This window comes from Qipengyuania soli, from assembly GCF_015529805.1.
Classification (GTDB): domain Bacteria; phylum Pseudomonadota; class Alphaproteobacteria; order Sphingomonadales; family Sphingomonadaceae; genus Qipengyuania; species Qipengyuania soli.
Genome location: NZ_CP064654.1, coordinates 792,792 through 812,405, shown reverse-complemented (window position 1 = coordinate 812,405; position 19,614 = coordinate 792,792). Strand labels below are relative to the sequence as shown.

Below are 19,614 nucleotides of genomic sequence, written 5' to 3'. Positions count from 1 at the left end.
GACGAGACCATCGATCATCCCTCACTGGATTAGCGGGTCGTGATCGCAAGTCGAGTGGGGGAAACGCCCGTTAGCCCTTGGCGCCGATATCGCACCCCATGGCCTTCGCAGGCTGCATGTCGCCGTATGTTGCGGACATCTGCCTGATCAAGCCGTCCCGCCCGTAGATGTCGTCGAGAATGTTCACTCCACCGGCTCCGTCGTCCACCGCCGTAAAATAGGCGACGTATAGGGGCAGCGGTGATGGGATCGAGATTTCGGTAGTTTCGCCCCCGGCTACGATCCGGTCGATCTCCTCGCGTGACTTTACGCCCTGGAGCAGGGTCGCGGCATAGCCGATCGCGTCCCCGGTACGGATGCAACCATGGCTGAATGCGCGCACCGGTTTGTCGAACAACGTCTTGTTGGGAGTGTCATGCATGAACACCGAATATGGGTTGGGCATCACCAGCTTCATCTGGCCCAGCGCGTTGTTCGGCCCGGGCTTCTGCCGATACCGCCCGCTCGACCACACGTAGCCACGGGCCTTTGCCAGCGCAGGATTGCGCCGAACCAGCGCACCGACGCTTTCTCTCACAATGCTGGCTGGGATTTCCCACCAGGGGTTCAGCACCACACCCGTTATGGTGGCGTCGAACACCGGGGTGGGAGTCGATGTCTTGCCGACGATGACCCGCCAAGTCCCGGCCGGTTTGCCATCTCGCCATAAGTTGGCTTCGAAGCGCGCAGCATTCACAAGGACGTAATCGGTCCCCAGCGATCGAGGCATCCACCTCCAGCGTTCCATGTTGCGGGCGATGGCCTGGCGCTTCTTGAGATCGATTTCCGAGGCGTAAGCCGTCCGCAGCGCCGAATACTCCGGATGCGTCGGGCGCTGCATGGCGAAAAAAGTGTCGAGCGCGCCCGACTCCAGTGCCTTGTCGAGCATCTGCGCAAGGGAATCTTCGTCATCCGTGTCACGAATTTTCCAGCCCCGTCGTTCGCTGGGCCTGGCTGCGCCTTTGAGATGCTTCTTCGCAAGATCGAGCGCGATTTCCCGCGCCTCGGCTGAAATTTCTTTCTCATTGCCACGATCAACGGCCCTGTCGAGGTCCCGCGTAGAAATTGGCGGAAGTGCATCTTGTGGCGCAGCTGCAACCCATTGCCTGAGCTTCGTAATGTCCGCCGACGACCACTCGGGAGACATATCCTGCGCAAACGCCGGCGAGCATGTGAGCAGGCTTACCGAAAGCGCCAGCGCCGAATGCCGCAACATCCCTCTCGATCCGTCCAACCTTGCCTCCCCCAGTTGCGAACCCCACATCCTAACCTTGTTGCCCAGGGATCGCACCATGACAATCAGCAGACGCCAATTCATTGGTGCCGGAATATGTGTCGGCGCCGGTTTTGCATCTCCCGGAGGTGCGATCATCGCACCCGCTTCCCAATCGCCATCTATTCCTCCTTCTCCTGCCCTTCCCCCGGTCCCTCCGGTCATACAGAGTGGGTTGGAGGCCCTTTCCCGCCACCATGCCAGTGTCGTCCATCGCGACAGGATGGCAATTGCCGACTACAGTCAGGCATCGTCAGAGGCGCGCTTTCACATCATCGATGTCCAACAAGGGCGGATCGAGGCATCATACCTTGTATCCCACGGACGTGGTTCCGATCCGTCGAACTCGGGCTTCGTGGAACGGTTCTCGAACCGGCCCGGATCAAACGCCTCCTCTTCGGGCAGTTTCCTCACCGATGATATCTACTACGGCAAACATGGTCGATCGCGACGCCTGCTAGGGCTCGATGCCGAAAACAATCTCGCCTGGGATCGGGCCATCGTGATCCATGGGGCAGAGTACGTCGACAGGTCCATGGCTGAACTGCAGGGGCGTGTCGGACGTAGCCTGGGGTGCTTTGCCTTCGAACAAGGCAAGATCGACGAAATCCTCGAGCTACTCGGACCGGGCCGTTTGCTCTTCTCGACGAAATAGGTCCGCGTCCCGCGAGGATGCCGATGCTCGGCTACAAGATCGGAATGGTAGCGGAGGAGGGACTCGAACCCCCGACACGCGGATTATGATTCCAACGGAACCTGTGCGTAGACGCGTCTACGTGGGTGAGGATACCGATCACCGGTTCTGAGTCAGTCCGTCGCAGTTAATGCTTATAGCCTACCTACCCTCTTCACGTCTGCAGCGTATGAGATCCTGAAGCTCGCGCTCTCGATAGAGTTTGGGCGATCCAAAACCAGCTCAAGGACGGTAAATTGGGGCCCGAAGTATTCAAGAAAGTTCCAATCACGGTCCCCTGTCCAGTATTCGCTGATTAACGGATCGTATGGACGCCCGTCCTGAATGCGTGCGGAGATTTCATGGGTTATGCAGAAGGGGCCAACCGAGAATTTGGGCATGTTGACCTTGTAGATACGAAAGTCGCCAACTCCTTGAGCACGCATGAATTCGCAGCATGCAATATGCGAATCCGCTGCAAATAAGCAGGTCGAGCGAGATTGAGAATCTATTGGTCTAGCTTGATCTAACGCGACAACCGCATCAGGATAGAATAGCGTCTCCCGGTCTGCCGTAACCACCTGTCCGACTTGAAGAGTGTCACGAGTTGCGTGAAATAGGATCACCCTACTCTGCCTGTCGAACGACAACCCCGCACCACCTCAGGACTCTTCATAAGACCGCAATATGAGGGGCTTCGCCCGTTCGAGATCGTCGTGCGAGCTGATTGTCATTTCGAGGTCGCCTGTTCCGAAGTGCCCAATCTTACGCACATCGCGGGAAAAGCCTTCTTCCAGCTCGACCGTGTCGGGATCGAGCTTCAGGAACATCTTTATCTGGTTCAGCGTGGGTCGCACCTCGACGCATGCGAAGTTCTTTATGCGGCGGTAGGCAAGGTAGAACTGTGTGACCTTCTTAGTCACGTCATCGCCGCGACCCAACAGATAGGTTTCGGCATCTGCGAACAGCTCGGCAAGTTCCGGCCCCATGTCCTGCATATACTCGGACACGGTTTTGTCCTTGCGGGGCTTGGAGCCGTTACCAGCCGCAATCGCTGTGCTGGTTGAGCTTGTCGCAGACACGGCCGTCAGCAATTCGAGCAGCAAGAGATCATCGCCGAACTTGCGGTAGCGCACTAGTTCGATGTTCCTGCCCATCTGCTTGACGGCGTGTTCGTCATACTTCGTGAAGTCCGCCGCAATACAGATCAGGCGCGGTGCGCTCCATTCGATCGCTTCGGCGGATTGCTTCCCATAGCGATCGCGCACGAGGATCTCGAAATCACCGCGGTGGTCCATGAGCCAGTCGAGATAGAACAGTCCTTGGTTGATGACGTTCTCTGAGCGGTCGCGCTTGTATTCGATGATGACGGGATAGCCGTTCTCGTCGATGCCAAGTGTATCCATACGTCCACCGTGGGTGGTCGCGTATTCGCTGGCGAGGAAGCGCACGCCGAGCAGTGTGTCGAGGTTCGTCTCGAATTGTGTCTGGAGACCCTTTTCTAGCGGAGCTGAAGAACTTTCTAGCTCGCTCATCGCGGATCCTTGGGTTTGAAAGAGTTTAAGGTCACTCATAGCTATTCGTAGTTCTCCCAATCACGACCGTCTTCCCACAACAAATCTCGCAAAGCAGCTCGATCCCAGTCGCGAATCTGAAAGTCATCGGCCGTGAGGTTCCACCCTTCAAACGCGGCTACAGAAAATTGCCGCTCATCTGTCAGGTAGAATTTTACGTCGTGGTCTCGAAGTAAATCATAGTGGCTGCCGTCATCATCGGCCGTGCCGATCTTTCTAAAAGCTGCTGTGGTATCCCAACCATGCCTTTCTATTTCATAGAGAGGTAGCCATGCGGCGGATCCGAAGCCTGACTGCTTGTAACGAGAACGAATCTGCGCGGTTGGCGCGCTGAACAGGCCCTCTGCTCGTCCATGACTCAAGACCAAATCTACGAGCTCATTTGCGACACCAAAACACTGCGTGCATTGCGCTGCTCCAATCTTGGTGCGCAAGAAGATGGCCGCGTAAAGAAACCAGAGCAGGTTGCCGACGTCGTTTCTCCGGGAACAGACATCAACCCCCCATTTGATCAGTCGATTTGTATCGGTTGTGACACCATCCCGCTTATATATTCCGAGCAGTAGGGGTAAAACGAACCGAGCCTGGTGGGGCGCAGCATAGAGAAGTCGCTGTAGATACTCTTGCACAGCCTCTTGCTTTGGATTTGATGCAAGCACGCGAGCGAAGCGCTTCAAAGCATAGCCGATTACATTGGCGCCATCGTGTTCGTGAGCCAGACGGTAAAGAACCTCGAAGAACTGCTCAACGAAATGGTCATTATGGCCATCCAGCTGATCGAAATTTCGTTGAAAGTTGGACGGAGCAAAGTCGAGACCGTGCTGCACGGCTGTTTTGAAATCATTGAGGCGGAGTCCGTAGCGGCTGGTCACCCGAACAAATCGACTTTCGGCGTCTTCGGCTTCATGAGTTGAAAGAACGCCGAACTGATAGTCATCGATAGCATGGTAGATTTGCGTTGAAGAAAGACCTGAGCCAGCGGCAGTGAGTTCTGCATCAATGCGCGACAGGATAATCTCAGATACGATACGGGATGTATCGGGCCCAATGGGAATCCCAATAGTCTGCGCCTGGTTGCAACCTCGAACGAGGATATCAAGCGTGTCGCTCCAATGTCCTCGAAGGGCGCGATCTCGATATCTCTTTTTTGCGTCCTCCTTGCCGAGAACAGCCCAGGGGATCGAGTGCGTATAAATTGAACCATAGAACCTGTTGAGATCTAAGCTCAGGATGACTGGATAGACACTAGCAAGATGCTGCTGCCGTTTTCGTTTCGCGGCCAGCGAGGCAGTCCCGATGGCGCGGCCAGATTTCGCTACAGCGGGAAAAGTTGGGCGCACACCAGAGCACGAACTCAGACCATAGGTCTTAGTAATCTTCGACCAATGCTCTGCAATGAAGCTACTAAGCAGATAATAGCTTACGGGATTTACGACCCCGAACGTGCGAAGTGGGCCTCGAAACGTAGCACCATCGAAGGAAATGGTGCTGCCAACGTAGTTGTTTCCAGCGGTAATCTTCCCGATTGCAGTCGAGAAATTCCTCGTGGCGAAGCTTGGAGGAAGTTCGACCGGATAGAATCCGCGATCCAGCAAACGAGTCAATCTAGTGCGCTTCGACATTCCTTGTCTTAACGCACTAAATCTATTTGAAAATAGTCGCCAACGCTGGCGCGCTCTAGAACTTGTCAGGCTGCAAGCAGGCCTCGCTCCATCTCGCCCATAAGGTCCACATCCTTCGCGGGATCATGAAACAGGTGGCCATAGACGTCGTAGGTCATGGTGATCGACGAATGCCCTAGCATGGTCTGGATCTTCTTCGGTGGCCAACCTTGCTCAATGAAGAGCGATGCGGCCGCGTGGCGCATGGCATGCAGTGAGAGCCGTGGAGCGCCCTCCCCATCCACAATGCCGCACTTGAGCATCAGCGGCTTGAAGATGCGGTTGTAGATGTTCGAGTGGGTCTCGATGTTGCCAACTCCGTTAGGGAAGACCAGGTCGAGGGCACCAGAAGGACAAGACGGGTGCCACCCTTCTAGGACCTTTTTGAGTTCGGGGCCGAACGGGATCTCTCTACGGCTGGTCTTGCTTTTGCACGCCCCCATCTCGCAGTAGCGGTCGGCACGCTCCTTGACGGTGATGACATTGCGGTCGAAGTCTATCGCACTCCATTTGAGCCCGCGCAGCTCTGACATGCGCATACCGGTGAGCAAGGCAGTCATGATGATCGGCTTGTGGCGCTCCGGCGCTCCGGTGAGCAAAGCCTTGATCTCCGCCTTGGTCGGGAAGACACGGTCCGGTGCGTGGCGATCTGCGCGCCGGAGCTTCACGTCTCGAGCGACGTTATGCTGAACCAGCCCCCGCTCCTGGGCGGCGCTGATGATAGACCGAAGGGTTGTCAGGCACTTCTTCGCCATGGCCCGCGTGCTGTCCTGGAGCATGGCATCGAGGAAGTCGCGAACATTGGGCGCGCTCAGTTCCTTGAGCAGCAGATGCCCTATCTTCGGCTCAATGTGGTTCTTCACGTGCCCGCGATAAGAGTGAAGCGTGGCCCGCTCGAGCTGTTCAAGCTCGCAGCGTCGCATCCAGATCTCAGCGGCATCGGTGATGGTGATGCCTTCGGGTGGGGTAATCAAAATAATCTCCTATAACAGTGAGTTAGTGACACTATTATACGAGACACGGAGTGGTTTGTCGGGTTGGGATTTCGCCTACTCGCTGGGTTTTTTCGCCTTTCGCTCACGTGCTTCGCGCGCGATTTCCTTCAGGACGCGATTAACTTCACGCGCATTAGCTAAGACGAAACGCTTACGGTCTTCGTGACTGGCTCGCTTCCAATGATATGACAGAACGAGGGCGGGATCACGTGGCCCAGTCTTTCGATATCCTGCTCGCTTTGTAGCTTCGTAGACCTTGATCTGGCCGGCCTCAATCTGCTCGAGCATATCGTCGTGCCCGTCCTTCTTTAGACGCTTGAGATAGTAATCATTGTCGCGCTTGTCGCCTGCAGCCATTTCTGGTTTTTAGACGTGTCTACATAGACGCGTCAATCATCTGCAGCGACCGTGTGCGCTATTCCCCACCGCGATAGCTCATTGCCCACCCGACACCCATCTCGATCGCTGACAAGGTGCGCATACCGACAACAATAAAGGTATCACCATGAACGTCTACCAAGTCAGCAATATTGAGTTTGAACCGATCGTCATGCTGACCGATCATCACGAGCGAGCAATCTCCAAGTTCCAATGGGCACTTGCCGGAGGGCTTGGGTTTCTACCTCCGGTAAACTTCACACTGTCTTGGATCGACCCATCGACACTGCCCCTATCAGCGAGCCTTGAGGAACTGGTAACGGACGGCATTGAAGGCTTTGCTGAATGCACCATGGGGTCGTGGCAGCGCTTCGACTTCACGTAGCCGATCATGTCGGTGCGGTGCCTGGAGTTGACGAGCGACCGAGCGCACTCCGAAACCCTGCAACGCACCGACTTCCGCCTTCGGCCGTTGTAACCCGCAGAAAAGCGGAAGTCCTAGGATTTGCTTGTTTCCTCCACCCGGAACGTGCCGATCGCCGGGGTCTGTTGACGTCTGTCCTTGCATCGAATGGAGATAAACGCCGAGGGAAGCTTGGGGTGCGAAGACAACCAGATCAGATTTTGGTTTCCCTTCGGGCACTCCGAGGGAGAATCTCTTCTAATGCTGTCTGCATGGTCCGGCTTTGCCGGCCAGCATTAAACATTCAACGATGTTTATTCCGCTACGGCGTGACATGTTTTCGTATGGGATCTTCTCTAGGTATTCCGCGCTGTTCCGAGCAATCGAGTCAAATGAAGGCGGAACGCAAATGCCGGCACCAGTGCAATTTTCGTATGGGGTGGGCGTCATGTCGAGGCGCTAAATCTCGTATGGGGTGACCTCGGTGGTTTCTTTCACCAAGCCCGCCAGGGTCAACTTAGGGAAGACTGCGTTTCCGTCAGCCGCTTTCGTGCGCTCAAGCATGCTTATTCGTTCCAGAGCCTTCTCAACGCGATGACGCAACGAGTTCACGTTGTCGTGGTCCCATAGGCCTTTATCGATCATTTCTTTGGCTACGGTGTAAGGCTTCGCGTCTCGACCTTGAAATACCAACCGCGCCTTCGCCTCCCAGACGAAAGTATCGAAGAGTGGCCCATCAGCAGGGAGCTTTGAGAACCGTAACCCCGAGAGGGAGCCGACTTCAATTGCTGCTACATATCGTCCCCTTCGGAAAATTCGGTGTCGAGATAGTGCTGCGATGAGGTCTGGGGAAAAAGCACCCTGCTTTGCTCGTTCATTTTCGCGCCTCCTCCTCTCTCTTCTCTTCCTCTTACGTGTGTCCGCAAGATGTTTGGCCTCAAGCCTCGCGCACTCCTCGGAAACGAACTCATCGTTGACGCTAGTGAATGGGCCTTGATCCTTCAGGGCTCTGCGGAGATCAAGCCAAGGCAGTTGCCAAAGCTTGGACCCCTTAGTCTTCCACATAGCCAATGTGCCACCGGCCAATTCGAACGACCGGTGCGCTTCACAGATGACGTCTGAAGCATGGTTCAGCCGCTCGTGAGCTACAAGTTTGCAGGCATCTGCGAGCACGCACCTGGCACAGCGAGTTTCGATCACCCGACCGTCTCGTGCACGGCCTTGCGGACGCAAATGGTGGCGGAGGTATGCGGTTGGGATGCCAAAACACGGCCTCCCAAAGAACTTTGGAACCTTCGTGATATGTCCCCGCACGATCTGCACCTGCGAGCGATTGAAGGCTAGGACCGAAGGATACCTCATTTGCGTCCCATCGGGCTTCTTGAACGCGTCTGGCCGAGCCCAATGGTCGATCTTTTCATCATAACTCATGCGTTTCATTCGAATGAGGTCTGAAATAGCCATATCGCTCTTTTCCCCTTTCCTTTTCTCTTCGGATACTTCTCCTAGCGGCTATCAGACGCGATCGGCGTGGCTTATCTGTTGCAAATTTTGTCCGCGCTTTTAGATCGCTGCCAATGGCGCCAAAATCTCAACGAACCTTAGTCGACGGACAGGCTAAGAAACGCGCTCGTTGGAAGCGGAATAAGCGGGCACAGAGGGAGCGAGAACGACCGCAGCCCCCGCATGAGCTTCCCCCTGCAATTCTGTCGGCGATCGAAGCTGAACGTGTTCGGCGGCTTGCTCTCGGAAAGCCTGCGGATCTAACATTCAACATTACCAACCACGGTTGGGGTAGTGACGCCTTTCACTGCGATGTTTGGGCCGTTCTCACTAGATTGCGAGCGCAGTCTCCAGGCAAGCGAATAACGGCAGGGAAAGTGGCACATTGGATGCGTGAGAAAGGCTTATCCCATGGATATAGGCCGTCCTCTTTGCGCACCATGGTCTACCGAGCGTTCGACGCGATCGAACGAATGGAGTCTCCGAACTCAAATCCGGCATTCGGACGAAAGCGAGGGCCATGGTGGGATAAGTTCGACCCGTTCCTTTCGCGCTTGGCCAGTGACCGCGCGTGGCCATAAATCGAATGCCCATCCGCATTGCGAGGTGGAAAGCGCGATCCAATGATGTGATCCTCGCCGTCTTCGCATCGGAACATGGGCGCGGCTGGTCACGAGGCTGACCTTACCGAAAATAGCTTGCCTCGATTTGGTATACCGAAATTGGCTTACTAGCTCGGGGCAAGCTTCATCGAGAGGACTATTCCATATCCTGGACAATGGATCTGATGCGCGGCCTCAGCACATTGACCCAAGCATCTAGCCGCTGGCGAAGCCACTCGAATGCTTCGGCACGAACCGCCGCACTGTGTAGATCTCCGACGATCTTCTCTTCGTAGATTTTCTCCTTGCCACCGATGTTCGAGACTTGAACATCCCCTCCCAACTGATCTTCTATCGCTTGAAGGTCAGCCATCAGAGATTTCACGGCGTCTTCTCCGATATAACCAGACGAGTAGGAGAGAGTTAGGCCGACCCGCCCCTTCGTTATGTCCCTCCATACATTGATCCAACAGCTACCTTGAGGTGCTGGGAGCATGAAGCTCAGGTAGCCAAGTTTGGCTGGCTTTGGGATTGGCTGCTCAGGGTCATCCAATGAGAGCTCAGACAGGAATTCAGTCCAGAAAACCTGCTGTTCAGTAGAAAGGGACTGTCGATCCGCGTCAGCTGCGTCATTTTCGTCCTCTAGGATCGCATGTCCATCTGGGATCGCAATGACGTGCCGTGTGATCATTGTCGTCCGAGCCAGGACACGCGGCGTCACCAAGTGAGACCCGTCTGGCAAATGGAAGATTGGCATTTCTACCAAGCCCAATGAGAAATGGAGGCCCAGATGCTCCTGGAGATAGGTGGCAATCGCCTCGACACCTTCGCGGATGCCATCGCCGACGATCAGGAGAAGAAAGCGACCGCGCCGAAGGTTGGAAGTCAGTGCATCATTGAATGCAATCTCATCGACCTCATGGCCTGCTTCTCTGAGAAGCGTCAGAAGAGGATTGCCGGGCAAGTCAGTGCGTTTGGCCACCTCTCTCTGGAGGTCTGATGACGACCAGCGACTGAGCTCCTTTGCGTAATCAAGGATTTGCCCAACAACTTCTCGCCGACCTTCAGGGTTTCGCCAGAGCTTGCACTCAACAATGATTGGGAGGCCCGACGGTGTGATCAGCAAATTGTCGATCGGCCCGGCCATCGTGTTCAATTCGCGACAGATCGAGACAGGTGACGTAAAAACTGGATCGACTTCCGTGACCGGAACGCATTCCGGGTGCTGATGCACGAATGCCTGTATTTGCGCCTCACTGAAGCTACCCTCACCCCCCAGCGTCAAGGTTAGCTGCTGAAGCGCGGTGGTGGTTCCATCCTCAGCGACAAGGATGGGCGGGGTATGCTGTCTGGACATAGGTGCCAAAGGTCTCTTTTCAGTCACGATCGAAGTTTAATGACGGCCGTGCCAGTAATGCCAGCGAGAGCCAACATGGGAATACGTGTTCACTCTCACGGCAAAGTCAATGAGCCTCTTTCCGACTAATTTTGATCATTAACCATCAGGCTCTTGCCACTAAGGTTTCCCTGCTGCAGTTATACTGACGACAGGAAGCCATTGAATTGAGAGGCGCTTTTAGGATCCGGCACATCCTGCAAGGAGCGACCGCGGAGCGTTGCAATTCTAAGGCTACTACGGGGGATTCAAGAAAAGTGCCTGATAAAATCAGCGCGACCAGCGGAAATAGAACGGTGGCAGACGCGACGCCTTATGCAGCCTCGCTCATCCAGAGTCTGCGAGACATCGGGTATTCTTGTGAGACGGCACTCGCAGACATTATCGACAACTCGATAACGGCCGGTGCGCGCAAAATTGCCATTCTCTGTGATGCGAATGGTGCCGATCCCGCCATCGGCATTCTGGACGATGGACAGGGCATGGACCTTGGGGAACTTGTGGAAGCGATGCGCCCAGGCAGCCGCAACCCGCTTGACGTGCGCGATTCCGGTGACCTTGGCAGGTTTGGATTAGGCCTGAAAAGTGCGAGCTTTTCGCAATGCAAGAAGCTTACCGTCGTTAGTCGAAAGAACGGACAGACGGTTGGCGCTACGTGGGATCTCGACGAAGTAGGCCGGAGCAATCGCTGGGAGATCGAGACCCATCACGACGTCGCAAATCTCCTGTGGGCCGACAGGTTGGAAAATACTGGCACTTTAGTAATTTGGAGATCACTCGACCGGCTTTCAGGAGGCATAGAGAACGACGATCGAAGGCGCTCCGAGCATGTCAATCGGATGATCGCAGAGGCCGAACGTCATATCCGCCTCGTCTTTCACCGGTTCATGGAGGATGATCGACCACCCCTTCGACTATCGCTCAATGGACGCGAACTCGAACCACTTGACCCGTTTGGACGTGCGTTTCCCTCGCATCAATGCGAGCCGCGGGATGAGCTGAAGCTAGGGCGCGGAACTGTGATTTTTCAAAGTTTCACGCTTCCGCACCATAAGTCCATCTCGAAAGCCGATTGGGAAGATCTGGGCGGCCCCGACGGTCACCTCAAGAGCCAAGGCTTTTACGTCTATCGCGGGCGGCGCCTCATCATTGCAGGAAGCTGGCTGGGACTTGCTCGACAGACAGAACTGACAAAACTCTGTCGCATACGTGTCGACATACCGAACACGATGGATGCTGACTGGAAGATCGATGTAAAGAAGGCCTCTGCGCAACTTCCTCCTGCTGTCCGGGAGCGGATGCGCCTGCTCGTGGAGCGGCTCTCGCTGACTTCTCGCAGGACCTATCAGAGACGAGGCCAAAGGCTCGTCGATGAGACCAGCATGCCTCTCTGGCAGCGTGTCCAGAAGGACGGAACGATCATCTACCGGCCTGATCCGGCGCATCCGCTATTGTCGGACTTTTCAGCAAATCTTGCTCCGCAGCAGCAGGCGGAATTCGCCAATCTCATAGGCCTTCTCGGCTCCACTATGCCGGTTGCCGCGTTGCATGCCGACTTCTCGGGAAGCGCCGAAAAGGTGACCACCGAGGGCGTCGATACCGAGGCGGCGCGGCAGATGGCTGCCGCCATAATTCCGCGCCTTTTCGAGCAAGGGCATGACGCCGCAAGGGTGGAGACTCTCGTGCGACAGATCGATCCCTTCAGGGACAATTGGAGCGAAACTTCATCGCTTGTCGCGAACATCATCAAGGAACATGCCGGTAATGAATGACCCTCTCCGTCAGCTCGATCAAATGGTCTCGGTGCTCGTCGCGAATGACCAGAACAGGACGGGCGAGAGCATTCGCGAAAGGATCGAGCAGACCCGGGCGATCCCGATCTTCGAAGACGTTAGCGATGAGCAATGCGAGCAGCTGGCGCGCGAACTCGAGGAACGGATCGGTATCAGCATGGGCTTCGGGGCAGTCGTCACCTCGAAGGATTTCAAGCCGTGGCTGGAAGACGCCAAGGCGAACGAACTTTTCGAACCTTACTACTGGGATCGATACAAGAAGCTTCTCCAGGACAAGCGCCTTCCCGGTGATGTCATCACCTCGACCGACGAGGTTACCGACCGGATTTTGGGGCGCATGGGAAATCCGCGCGACGAGAAGGCTTGGGACCGGAAGGGCATGGTTGTCGGCCATGTCCAGAGTGGCAAGACGGCGAACTACACCGGTCTGGTATGCAAGGCGGCGGACGCCGGCTATCGGCTGATCGTGGTGATCGCGGGCATCCACAACAACCTGCGCAACCAGACCCAGGCACGCATAGACGAGGGCTTCATCGGTCGCGACACAGGTCGCCTCGAGCAACGTGACACGCGTGACAAACCAAAGATCATCGGGGTCGGACGCTACGATGCCAGGAAGGCTCCCGTTAGCCTCACGACCACGCTGAGGGACTTCAACAAGGCTACAGCGACCACCAATACCAGCCAGATCAGCTCTTACGCTGTCCCCGTCGTTCTCGTCATCAAGAAGAACTACCGGACGCTATCGAACCTCATCGACTGGCTCAAGGAACATAGCGCTCGCGAAGGGACGGAAATGGTCGATCAGCCGATGCTTCTGATCGATGATGAGGCCGACAATGCGTCAATCAATATTCAATACGGACGGAACGAGATATCGCGCATCAATGGACAGATCAGGGACCTTCTCGGGATGTTCCAGCGCAGTTGCTACGTCGGCTACACGGCAACCCCGTTCGCCAACATCTTCATCGATCCGGACACCGATGAGGATGTCGAGAACGAAGACCTGTTCCCTCGGCATTTCATCATCGGCCTCGATGCCCCGTCGAACTATTTCGGTGCGCGGAAGGTGTTCATCGACGGCCTGCCTGACGAGGAAGCCGAACGACCGCAGTATCTGAGATTCATTGAGGACAACGGCGACCTGCTGCCGGTCAAGCACAAGATCGACCACCCGATCACCGAGTTGCCGGAAAGCATGAAGGAGGCACTGAGAGCGTTCCTCATTGCCCGTGCCCTGAGGAATGCCCGTGGTCAGAAGGCGCAACACGCATCCATGCTGGTCAATGCCAGTCGATTCACCGGCATCCAGAATACCCTGAAGCTTCGGCTTTACGAGATCCTCAAGGTCTACGAGAATGCCTTGCGCGTGAACGGGAGCAGGTCCGACGCGATCGCTGCCAGCCCGGAGATCGCCGAGCTGCAGGAAACGTGGAAGGCCGAATATTCCTCGGTTTCCACGTGGGACGAGGTTCTCGCGAACCTTCTCGGCGCGGCGGCTTCGGCCCAGGTGATAGCGGTCAACAGTTCTTCACCCGGTAGCCTTGATTACGAAAATGCCGGCGACACAGGCCTCACCGTCATCGCCGTGGGCGGTTTCTCGCTATCCCGCGGCCTTACCCTTGAAGGCCTAACTGTGTCCTACTTCCTGCGAAACTCCATGATGTATGACACGCTGATGCAAATGGGCCGATGGTTCGGATACCGAACGAATTACGAGGATCTTTGCCGGATTTGGATGCCCGAAGAGGCGGCCTCCTGGTATGCCCACATCGCGGAAGCGACAGATGAGCTACTCCGCGAACTCAAACGCATGGAACAGACTAATGCAACGCCCGAGGAGTTCGGTCTGGCCGTGCGCAGTCACCCGAGCGCACTCATGGTGACCGCGCGAAACAAGATGGGTTCGGGTGAAAAGCACTTGTTCGTCGGGCTTTCGAACAACTTCATCGAAACGACGAAACTTGGCAACGATGAGGGGATAAGGCGGAGGAACCGCGAAGCGCAGACACGACTATTCGAAGGTTTGCGCAGAATCGGAAAAGAGCAGAATTCAGCGGAGGAAGTTCCGGGGGGATACCTGCTCAGGCATGTTCCGGTCGAGCTGGTCGACAGCTTCCTGCGGGAGTTCGACAATGTCCGCGAGTCCATTCTTACCGATACGCGACCTGTGCGGGAATACATTCGGAAGCGGTCGGCAGATGAGCTTGCCGAATGGGAATTACTTGTAGTCACTACCAGCCAGAGCCCCGAGCCAGTTCAGGAGATTGATGGCTGGCAGATCAAACCTGTGCGGCGAAGGATCGGTGGGAGCTCGCTTGAGGAGAACGGCCTTCTCGCGATCAGCGACAAGAAGGCTCGTCTGGCGTCACGTGGCGTGGAGCGAGCCGGCCTCTCTGATCATCAAAGGGAAAAGGCTGAGCAGGACTACCGAGCATCAAGCGAGGGCAAGGCGAAAAGCAACTTTCCCGATAGAATCTATCGGGAAGTGCGAAAGCGCCCTCTCCTCATACTGTTCAACATTCGCATCACCGACGATGGCCTGACCGAAAAGCAGGCCGCATTGCTACCGACCGAGCCAGTCGTTGGCTGGGGCATCAGCTTCCCTCCTTCAGCAAACGCCGACAAGAAGGTCGAATACATCCTGAATACAACAAAGCTTCAGGAGATGTTCGGCGATCCAGATGACGACGAAGAAACGGAGTTCGAAGATGACTGAGAACCCATGGGGGAATCTTCATTCGGGCGGCTCCGAAGCCAAGCGGGTTGATAGCAAGGGCAAGCACGATTTCTTCTGGGTCCTGTCGGACAAGGGCGAGCCGGGACTGGTCCTTCGCCTCGATACCGACACTGAAGCGATCCGCCCATTGCCGAAGATGAAGAATATCGACCTCTCGTATCGGGACCTCGAAGGCAGGCAAGGCTTGGTCCTGCTGCTCAAGGATCCCGAGCAGAAGGAACTGTTCGCAAGCCTCTGCCGTAGCATCGTTTCGGCCGGGGAACAGGCCGCGGAAAACGCGGACGCGCTTCAGAGGGCTCTGCGCCGGACCTTGCGCTGGCACCACCTCCTGCGTGGCGGACGGTCGGACATTCTGTCGCTCGAGGAACAGCGGGGTCTAATAGGAGAACTGCACTTTCTCGAGAAACTCATCGATCTGACCGGACCGAGTTCTGCGATCGAGGCATGGCGTGGTCCGTTTGGCTCGGCCAAGGATTTTGAACTTGGCGAATGCCTTGTTGAAGTGAAGGCCCGGCGCGGCGCCGCTAGACCGTATGTGCAAATCTCATCCGAAGATCAGCTTTCCGATATCGAAAGTGCGTCTCTTGTGCTGACAGTCGTGCCCGTAGACTCGGTCATCAAGCCGCACGGCATGACCCTTACCGATCATGTGCAGGCTCTCGAAGAAGTCTTCGCGCAAGTCGATCTCGAGACTTATTCGCGATGGGAGGAAGCCCTTGCTGCGACCGGCTTCGATTTCGAGGACGACTATTCCGAGCGCAGATGGATAGCTGGCGAACCTGACTTTTACTCAGTCCGCGATGATTTCCCCCGCATCACTACACCCTTGAAGCTTGGGGTTTCCGGTGTCCGATACTCGATCGCCCTCGACGCCTGCGTGCCGTTCGAAATAGCCTTCGAAGACGTCTCTTCGCTGATCACCGAAAGCCTTGCCAAATGAACGAAATGACGAGCTTCCATCGTGAACTGATTGCTGATGTTCAGGGTGATGCCGATGCGATGGGCCTCATAACGTCCGAAGCCTTCTTGGAGAAAGTGGGCGAGATCCTCGACGAGGCGGGAGAGATCAGCGCTTTCGAGCAGTGCTTCTACGAAGGCATGTATGACAAGAAATCGATCGGGATAAGCGCGTATTGCTGGGATCCCGGGGATGAAGAGGGCGTGCTAAGCATCATCATTTCCGACTTCGTCCGATCAGAAGAGCCACGGGGACTGCTGAAGGCCGACATCAAGGCTCTGCTGAACAAGCTGATCCAATTCACCAAGGCAGCCCGCGATACGAACTTCAGCGAGAAGCTCGAGGAAACAAGTTCAGCGTTCGTCTTCGCTGACTTCTTCGTTCGCAACATCAAGAAATTCGGCAAGATCAAGCTCATCCTCGTTACCAACCGGTTGAACAAGGCTCGGTCGTGGGACGCTCACAGTCTTGGAACCATTGCCGGAATTCCGACAACCGTATCGATCTGGGATCTCGCCCGCCTGGAGCGCTTCATCAGTTCGGGACAGACACGCGACGACCTCGTCGTGAATTTCGCCGATGATTTCGGCGAGCCGATATCCGTCCTGAAGGCGTCCTTTGAAGGAGCTCCTCTCGAGAGCTACATCGCCGTCGTGCCCGGATCGCAACTGGCCGATATCTACGACAAATGGGGAGCAAGGCTTCTCGAAGCGAACGTTCGCAGTTTTCTTCAGGCTAGGAATAAGGTGAACCGAGGGATCCGGGACACGATCAAGGACGATCCCTCCATGTTCTTCTCCTACAACAACGGTCTCACGGCGACCGCCGAGAGCGTCGAGGTAGTCCAGATGGAAGATGGGCTGTTCCTGATGTCAGCCGAGAACTTCCAGATCGTGAACGGGGGCCAGACGACCGCCTCCATACACGCGGCGAAGAAGCTCTCGCCAGCGCAACTGAAGAACGTCTTCGTGCAGATGAAGCTGACAGTCGTTCCGAAAGCGAGTGTTGAGGAGATTGTCCCGAACATCTCGCTTTTTGCAAACAGCCAGAACAAGGTGAATGCGGCCGACTTCTCTTCCAACCAGCCCTTCCATGTCCAGATGGAGGAGTTTTCCCGCCGCGTGCTGGCTCCGTCCGGGGAAGACGAATACCGGGAGACGAAGTGGTTCTATGAGCGGGCACGCGGGCAGTATGCAGACGAATACGGCAAGCGCAGCGTGGCAGAAAAGCGCAAGTTCAAGGCGGAGTTTCCGCGAAGCCAGTTCATCACCAAGACCGATCTGGCAAAATTCGAGAATTCCTATCGATGCAAGCCGCATGTTGTCAGCCTCGGTGCACAGAAAAACTTCGGCAACTTTGCCAGTGCGATCGGAAAGGAGTGGAAGAAGAACGAAAGTGAGTTCGACGAAACCTGGTTCAAACGCCTCGTCGCCAAGGCAATCATCTTCAGGACCCTCGAAAAGCTGGTGCCGGCCCAGGACTGGTATGAGGGAGGCTATCGCGCCAACATCGTGACCTACGCGTTTGCGAAGCTCGTCCATGATGCACAGCAGCAAGGAAAGGTGCCCGATCTTGACCGGGTCTGGAAACTTCAGCGCGTTCCGGCCGCTCTCGAAGAGGCATTGAAAGTTACCGCCAAGGCAGCGAACGAGCAGATCACGAACCCGCCTGACGGTGTCCGGAACTTCAGCGAGTGGGCCAAGAAACAGGCTTGCTGGGAACAGCTAAGCAGATTGAATCTCGATTACCCGGAGAGCTTCGGAGACGTTCTCGTGAGCCCGCAGGAAGCGAAGGCCGCCAAAGATAGTGATCGCAGGGATCGCAATGCGATGAGCGGTGCCGAAGCCATGACCGAAGTGATGCAGCAAGGAGGGGAATACTGGGGTCAGATTCTCAATTTCGGTCTGCACATGGGGAAAATCTCTCCCAAGGAGAAAGGCATCCTTACCGTCTGCTCACACATCCCGCAAAAACTGCCATCCGAGAAGCAGGCGGTCATCGCAATCGCAGTCGCAAACCGCCTCGAGCAATTCTACTGAACCGGAACCTGCTCTTTCGCTGGCTTATCCGGTTTGAGGGCAGAATCATCCAAGATCTTCCAGAGCACAGCGGCTATCTGTCTGGCTAGCAGAGGTGGAACAGCGTTACCGACCTGGACATACTGCTGCGTCCGGTTTCCTTCGAAGAAATAGTTATCGGGGAAGGTCTGCAGCCTCGCCGCCTCCCGAACCGTCAGGCTGCGACACTGGGCAGGATCCGGATGAATGAAGTAGTGCCCGTCCTTCGAGATGTGGCTCGTTATCGTGGTTGAAGGATGCTCCCAGAGCTGCACCCGGAAACGATCGGCAAACTTCCCGCTATTCCAGCTCTTGTGATCAGGAGCCAATGCGGGAGGAAAGTCCTTCGCTTTCGGAGTCCGGCCAGTGACCTCGGCGAACGTCGCGACGAATGCGTAGCGAGCGAGATCGCTGGGCATGTGACCTCTTGTCTCGTGGTTCGGCAGGCCTTCGAGATTGCGATCCTGCAACCAAGCGGCGATGACGTTATTTGCGATGGGGGCCGCATGCGTCCCCTTTCTGCCCAGCACCTTGTCGACCGCGAGGAACTCGTCGCGATATGCGTTGAGTCTGTTTCGCACTTCACCCATTTCGGATTGGTTTTGAAGTGCGCCGGCAGCTTCCGAAAAGGCTGTCGCCACCTGTGCTTGCCAGCGATCGCCGTCGTCGCCCCCGCGGCTCAATCCGCTTCTAAGGCGCTCCATACCACCCAAGACATCGGCCACTGTCACCGCTCTGTCGGCAGCCTCGAGGCGTGGGAAGTTCTCCCTCCCATTCACCAAGTCGGCGCGAACGCCCATTAGGATTACGCGATGCCGCTTCTGCGGGATGCCGAACTTTTCGGCGTATATGATGTTGCCGCGCAATCCGCCGTCGGGATGACTGACCAAAGGTATCAATCGATACCTGTCAGTCTCGCCTCCGATAGACCGGAGGTCAGCGATGATTCGATCTATCATGCTTTCCCCATCGACGGTGGCCGAGAGCATTCCCTTCACGTTCTCCATCACGAAGGCGGCTGGCTCGAGCCGTTCGATGATCCGGATATATTCCTTGTAAAGGAAATGCCGATGGTCGTCGGAAGCGACATATTCGGTATTGCCCTTGTTCCGGGCCCGACCCACCAGCGAGTATGCCTGACAGGGAGGCCCGCCGATGAGCACGGTTTCGCCTTCCCTGCTGAGGCGATCCAAGATCGGGTCGAGTTCGGCTCTGGCCTCATCAGATCCCAGTTCCAGCATACGCGTCTCGTCAATCGCCGCCTTCCACTGCTCCGGATACGCGCCGAAAAGATCTTCTCGAGAACGATTGTCGGCGAGAAACTGGTAGTAATCCCAAGGCAACGTTTCGAATTTCCGAGAGAAGGCTCTCAGTCGTAGCGTTGCGAACGCCGACTTCTCTTTCTCCACCGACAAGGCGATATCGAATGGCGACGAGCCATCATTTGCAACGAATGATGAGAAGCCTTCTGCGAGGCCGCCCGGCCCCGCAAAGACGTCTACTACCTTGAAACCAGAACCCAATTGCAGTCTTCCCTTCATCAGGCGTCTTACCAGGAAGGCTCGG

Annotated in this window: 14 protein-coding genes; 6 read left to right on the top strand and 8 right to left on the bottom strand. The window is 56.1% G+C overall.

All coding sequences use genetic code 11. From position 1 onward, the window contains the following. Positions 1–70: 70 nt before the first annotated feature. Positions 71–1,411, bottom strand: a complete 1,341-nt coding sequence (locus tag IRL76_RS04095; protein ID WP_246449974.1) for a L,D-transpeptidase family protein — start codon at positions 1,409–1,411, stop codon at positions 71–73. On the opposite strand from IRL76_RS04095, the gene IRL76_RS04090 reads away from it, so the two are divergent. Continuing rightward, a complete protein-coding gene (locus tag IRL76_RS04090; RefSeq protein ID WP_200983419.1) occupies positions 1,332–1,967 on the top strand; it encodes a murein L,D-transpeptidase catalytic domain family protein in 636 nt (211 codons plus the stop codon). The genes IRL76_RS04095 and IRL76_RS04090 overlap by 80 nt on opposite strands. A 680-nt stretch (positions 1,968–2,647) precedes the next feature. On the opposite strand, the gene IRL76_RS04085 is transcribed toward IRL76_RS04090, so the two are convergent. The 4 genes from IRL76_RS04085 to IRL76_RS04070 all read right to left on the bottom strand — a co-directional run bounded on the left by IRL76_RS04085 (position 2,648) and on the right by IRL76_RS04070 (position 6,572). Then, on the bottom strand, positions 2,648–3,559 hold the full coding sequence (locus tag IRL76_RS04085) for a DUF5655 domain-containing protein (RefSeq protein ID WP_200983417.1): 912 nt from the start codon (positions 3,557–3,559) through the stop codon (positions 2,648–2,650). A 2-nt stretch (positions 3,560–3,561) separates the two neighbouring features. After that, positions 3,562–5,181: an RNA-directed DNA polymerase gene (locus IRL76_RS04080; RefSeq protein ID WP_200983415.1), complete on the bottom strand. Its 1,620-nt coding sequence runs from the start codon at positions 5,179–5,181 to the stop codon at positions 3,562–3,564. A gap of 65 nt (positions 5,182–5,246) precedes the next feature. After that, a complete protein-coding gene (locus IRL76_RS04075) occupies positions 5,247–6,194 on the bottom strand; it encodes a tyrosine-type recombinase/integrase (RefSeq protein WP_200983413.1) in 948 nt (315 codons plus the stop codon). A gap of 75 nt (positions 6,195–6,269) precedes the next feature. Continuing rightward, positions 6,270–6,572 carry a hypothetical protein gene (locus IRL76_RS04070; RefSeq protein WP_200983411.1) on the bottom strand — a complete coding sequence of 101 codons (303 nt, stop codon included), beginning with the start codon at positions 6,570–6,572 and terminating at the stop codon, positions 6,270–6,272. Positions 6,573–6,720: 148 nt separating this feature from the next. Here IRL76_RS04070 and IRL76_RS04065 point away from each other — a divergent pair, with 148 nt between their 5' ends. Then, positions 6,721–6,978 carry a hypothetical protein gene (locus IRL76_RS04065; protein ID WP_200983409.1) on the top strand — a complete coding sequence of 86 codons (258 nt, stop codon included), beginning with the start codon at positions 6,721–6,723 and terminating at the stop codon, positions 6,976–6,978. A gap of 477 nt (positions 6,979–7,455) precedes the next feature. Here the strand turns inward: IRL76_RS04065 and IRL76_RS14500 are convergent, their stop codons facing one another. Together IRL76_RS14500 and IRL76_RS04060 are read right to left on the bottom strand one after the other, a co-directional pair. Beyond that, positions 7,456–8,169: a hypothetical protein gene (locus IRL76_RS14500; RefSeq protein WP_216629304.1), complete on the bottom strand. Its 714-nt coding sequence runs from the start codon at positions 8,167–8,169 to the stop codon at positions 7,456–7,458. A gap of 1,089 nt (positions 8,170–9,258) precedes the next feature. After that, positions 9,259–10,485, bottom strand: coding sequence for a hypothetical protein (locus IRL76_RS04060; protein WP_200983407.1), 1,227 nt, complete (start codon positions 10,483–10,485; stop codon positions 9,259–9,261). Positions 10,486–10,754: 269 nt separating this feature from the next. Here IRL76_RS04060 and IRL76_RS04055 point away from each other — a divergent pair, with 269 nt between their 5' ends. Genes IRL76_RS04055 through IRL76_RS04040 form a run of 4 tightly spaced genes read left to right on the top strand, consistent with a single transcriptional unit; the run spans position 10,755 to position 18,030 of the window. Continuing rightward, positions 10,755–12,269, top strand: a complete 1,515-nt coding sequence (locus IRL76_RS04055) for an ATP-binding protein (protein ID WP_246449973.1) — start codon at positions 10,755–10,757, stop codon at positions 12,267–12,269. Beyond that, a complete protein-coding gene (locus IRL76_RS04050; protein WP_246449972.1) occupies positions 12,154–15,012 on the top strand; it encodes a Z1 domain-containing protein in 2,859 nt (952 codons plus the stop codon). The genes IRL76_RS04055 and IRL76_RS04050 overlap by 116 nt, the downstream gene beginning before the upstream one ends. Beyond that, on the top strand, positions 15,005–15,973 hold the full coding sequence (locus IRL76_RS04045) for a PD-(D/E)XK motif protein (protein ID WP_200983405.1): 969 nt from the start codon (positions 15,005–15,007) through the stop codon (positions 15,971–15,973). The genes IRL76_RS04050 and IRL76_RS04045 overlap by 8 nt, the downstream gene beginning before the upstream one ends. Continuing rightward, positions 15,970–18,030, top strand: coding sequence for an AIPR family protein (locus IRL76_RS04040; RefSeq protein ID WP_200983403.1), 2,061 nt, complete (start codon positions 15,970–15,972; stop codon positions 18,028–18,030). Before IRL76_RS04045 ends, IRL76_RS04040 begins: the two co-directional genes overlap by 4 nt. Here the strand turns inward: IRL76_RS04040 and IRL76_RS04035 are convergent. Further along, a complete protein-coding gene (locus IRL76_RS04035) occupies positions 18,024–19,589 on the bottom strand; it encodes a DNA cytosine methyltransferase (RefSeq protein WP_246449971.1) in 1,566 nt (521 codons plus the stop codon). The genes IRL76_RS04040 and IRL76_RS04035 overlap by 7 nt on opposite strands. Positions 19,590–19,614: the final 25 nt, after the last annotated feature.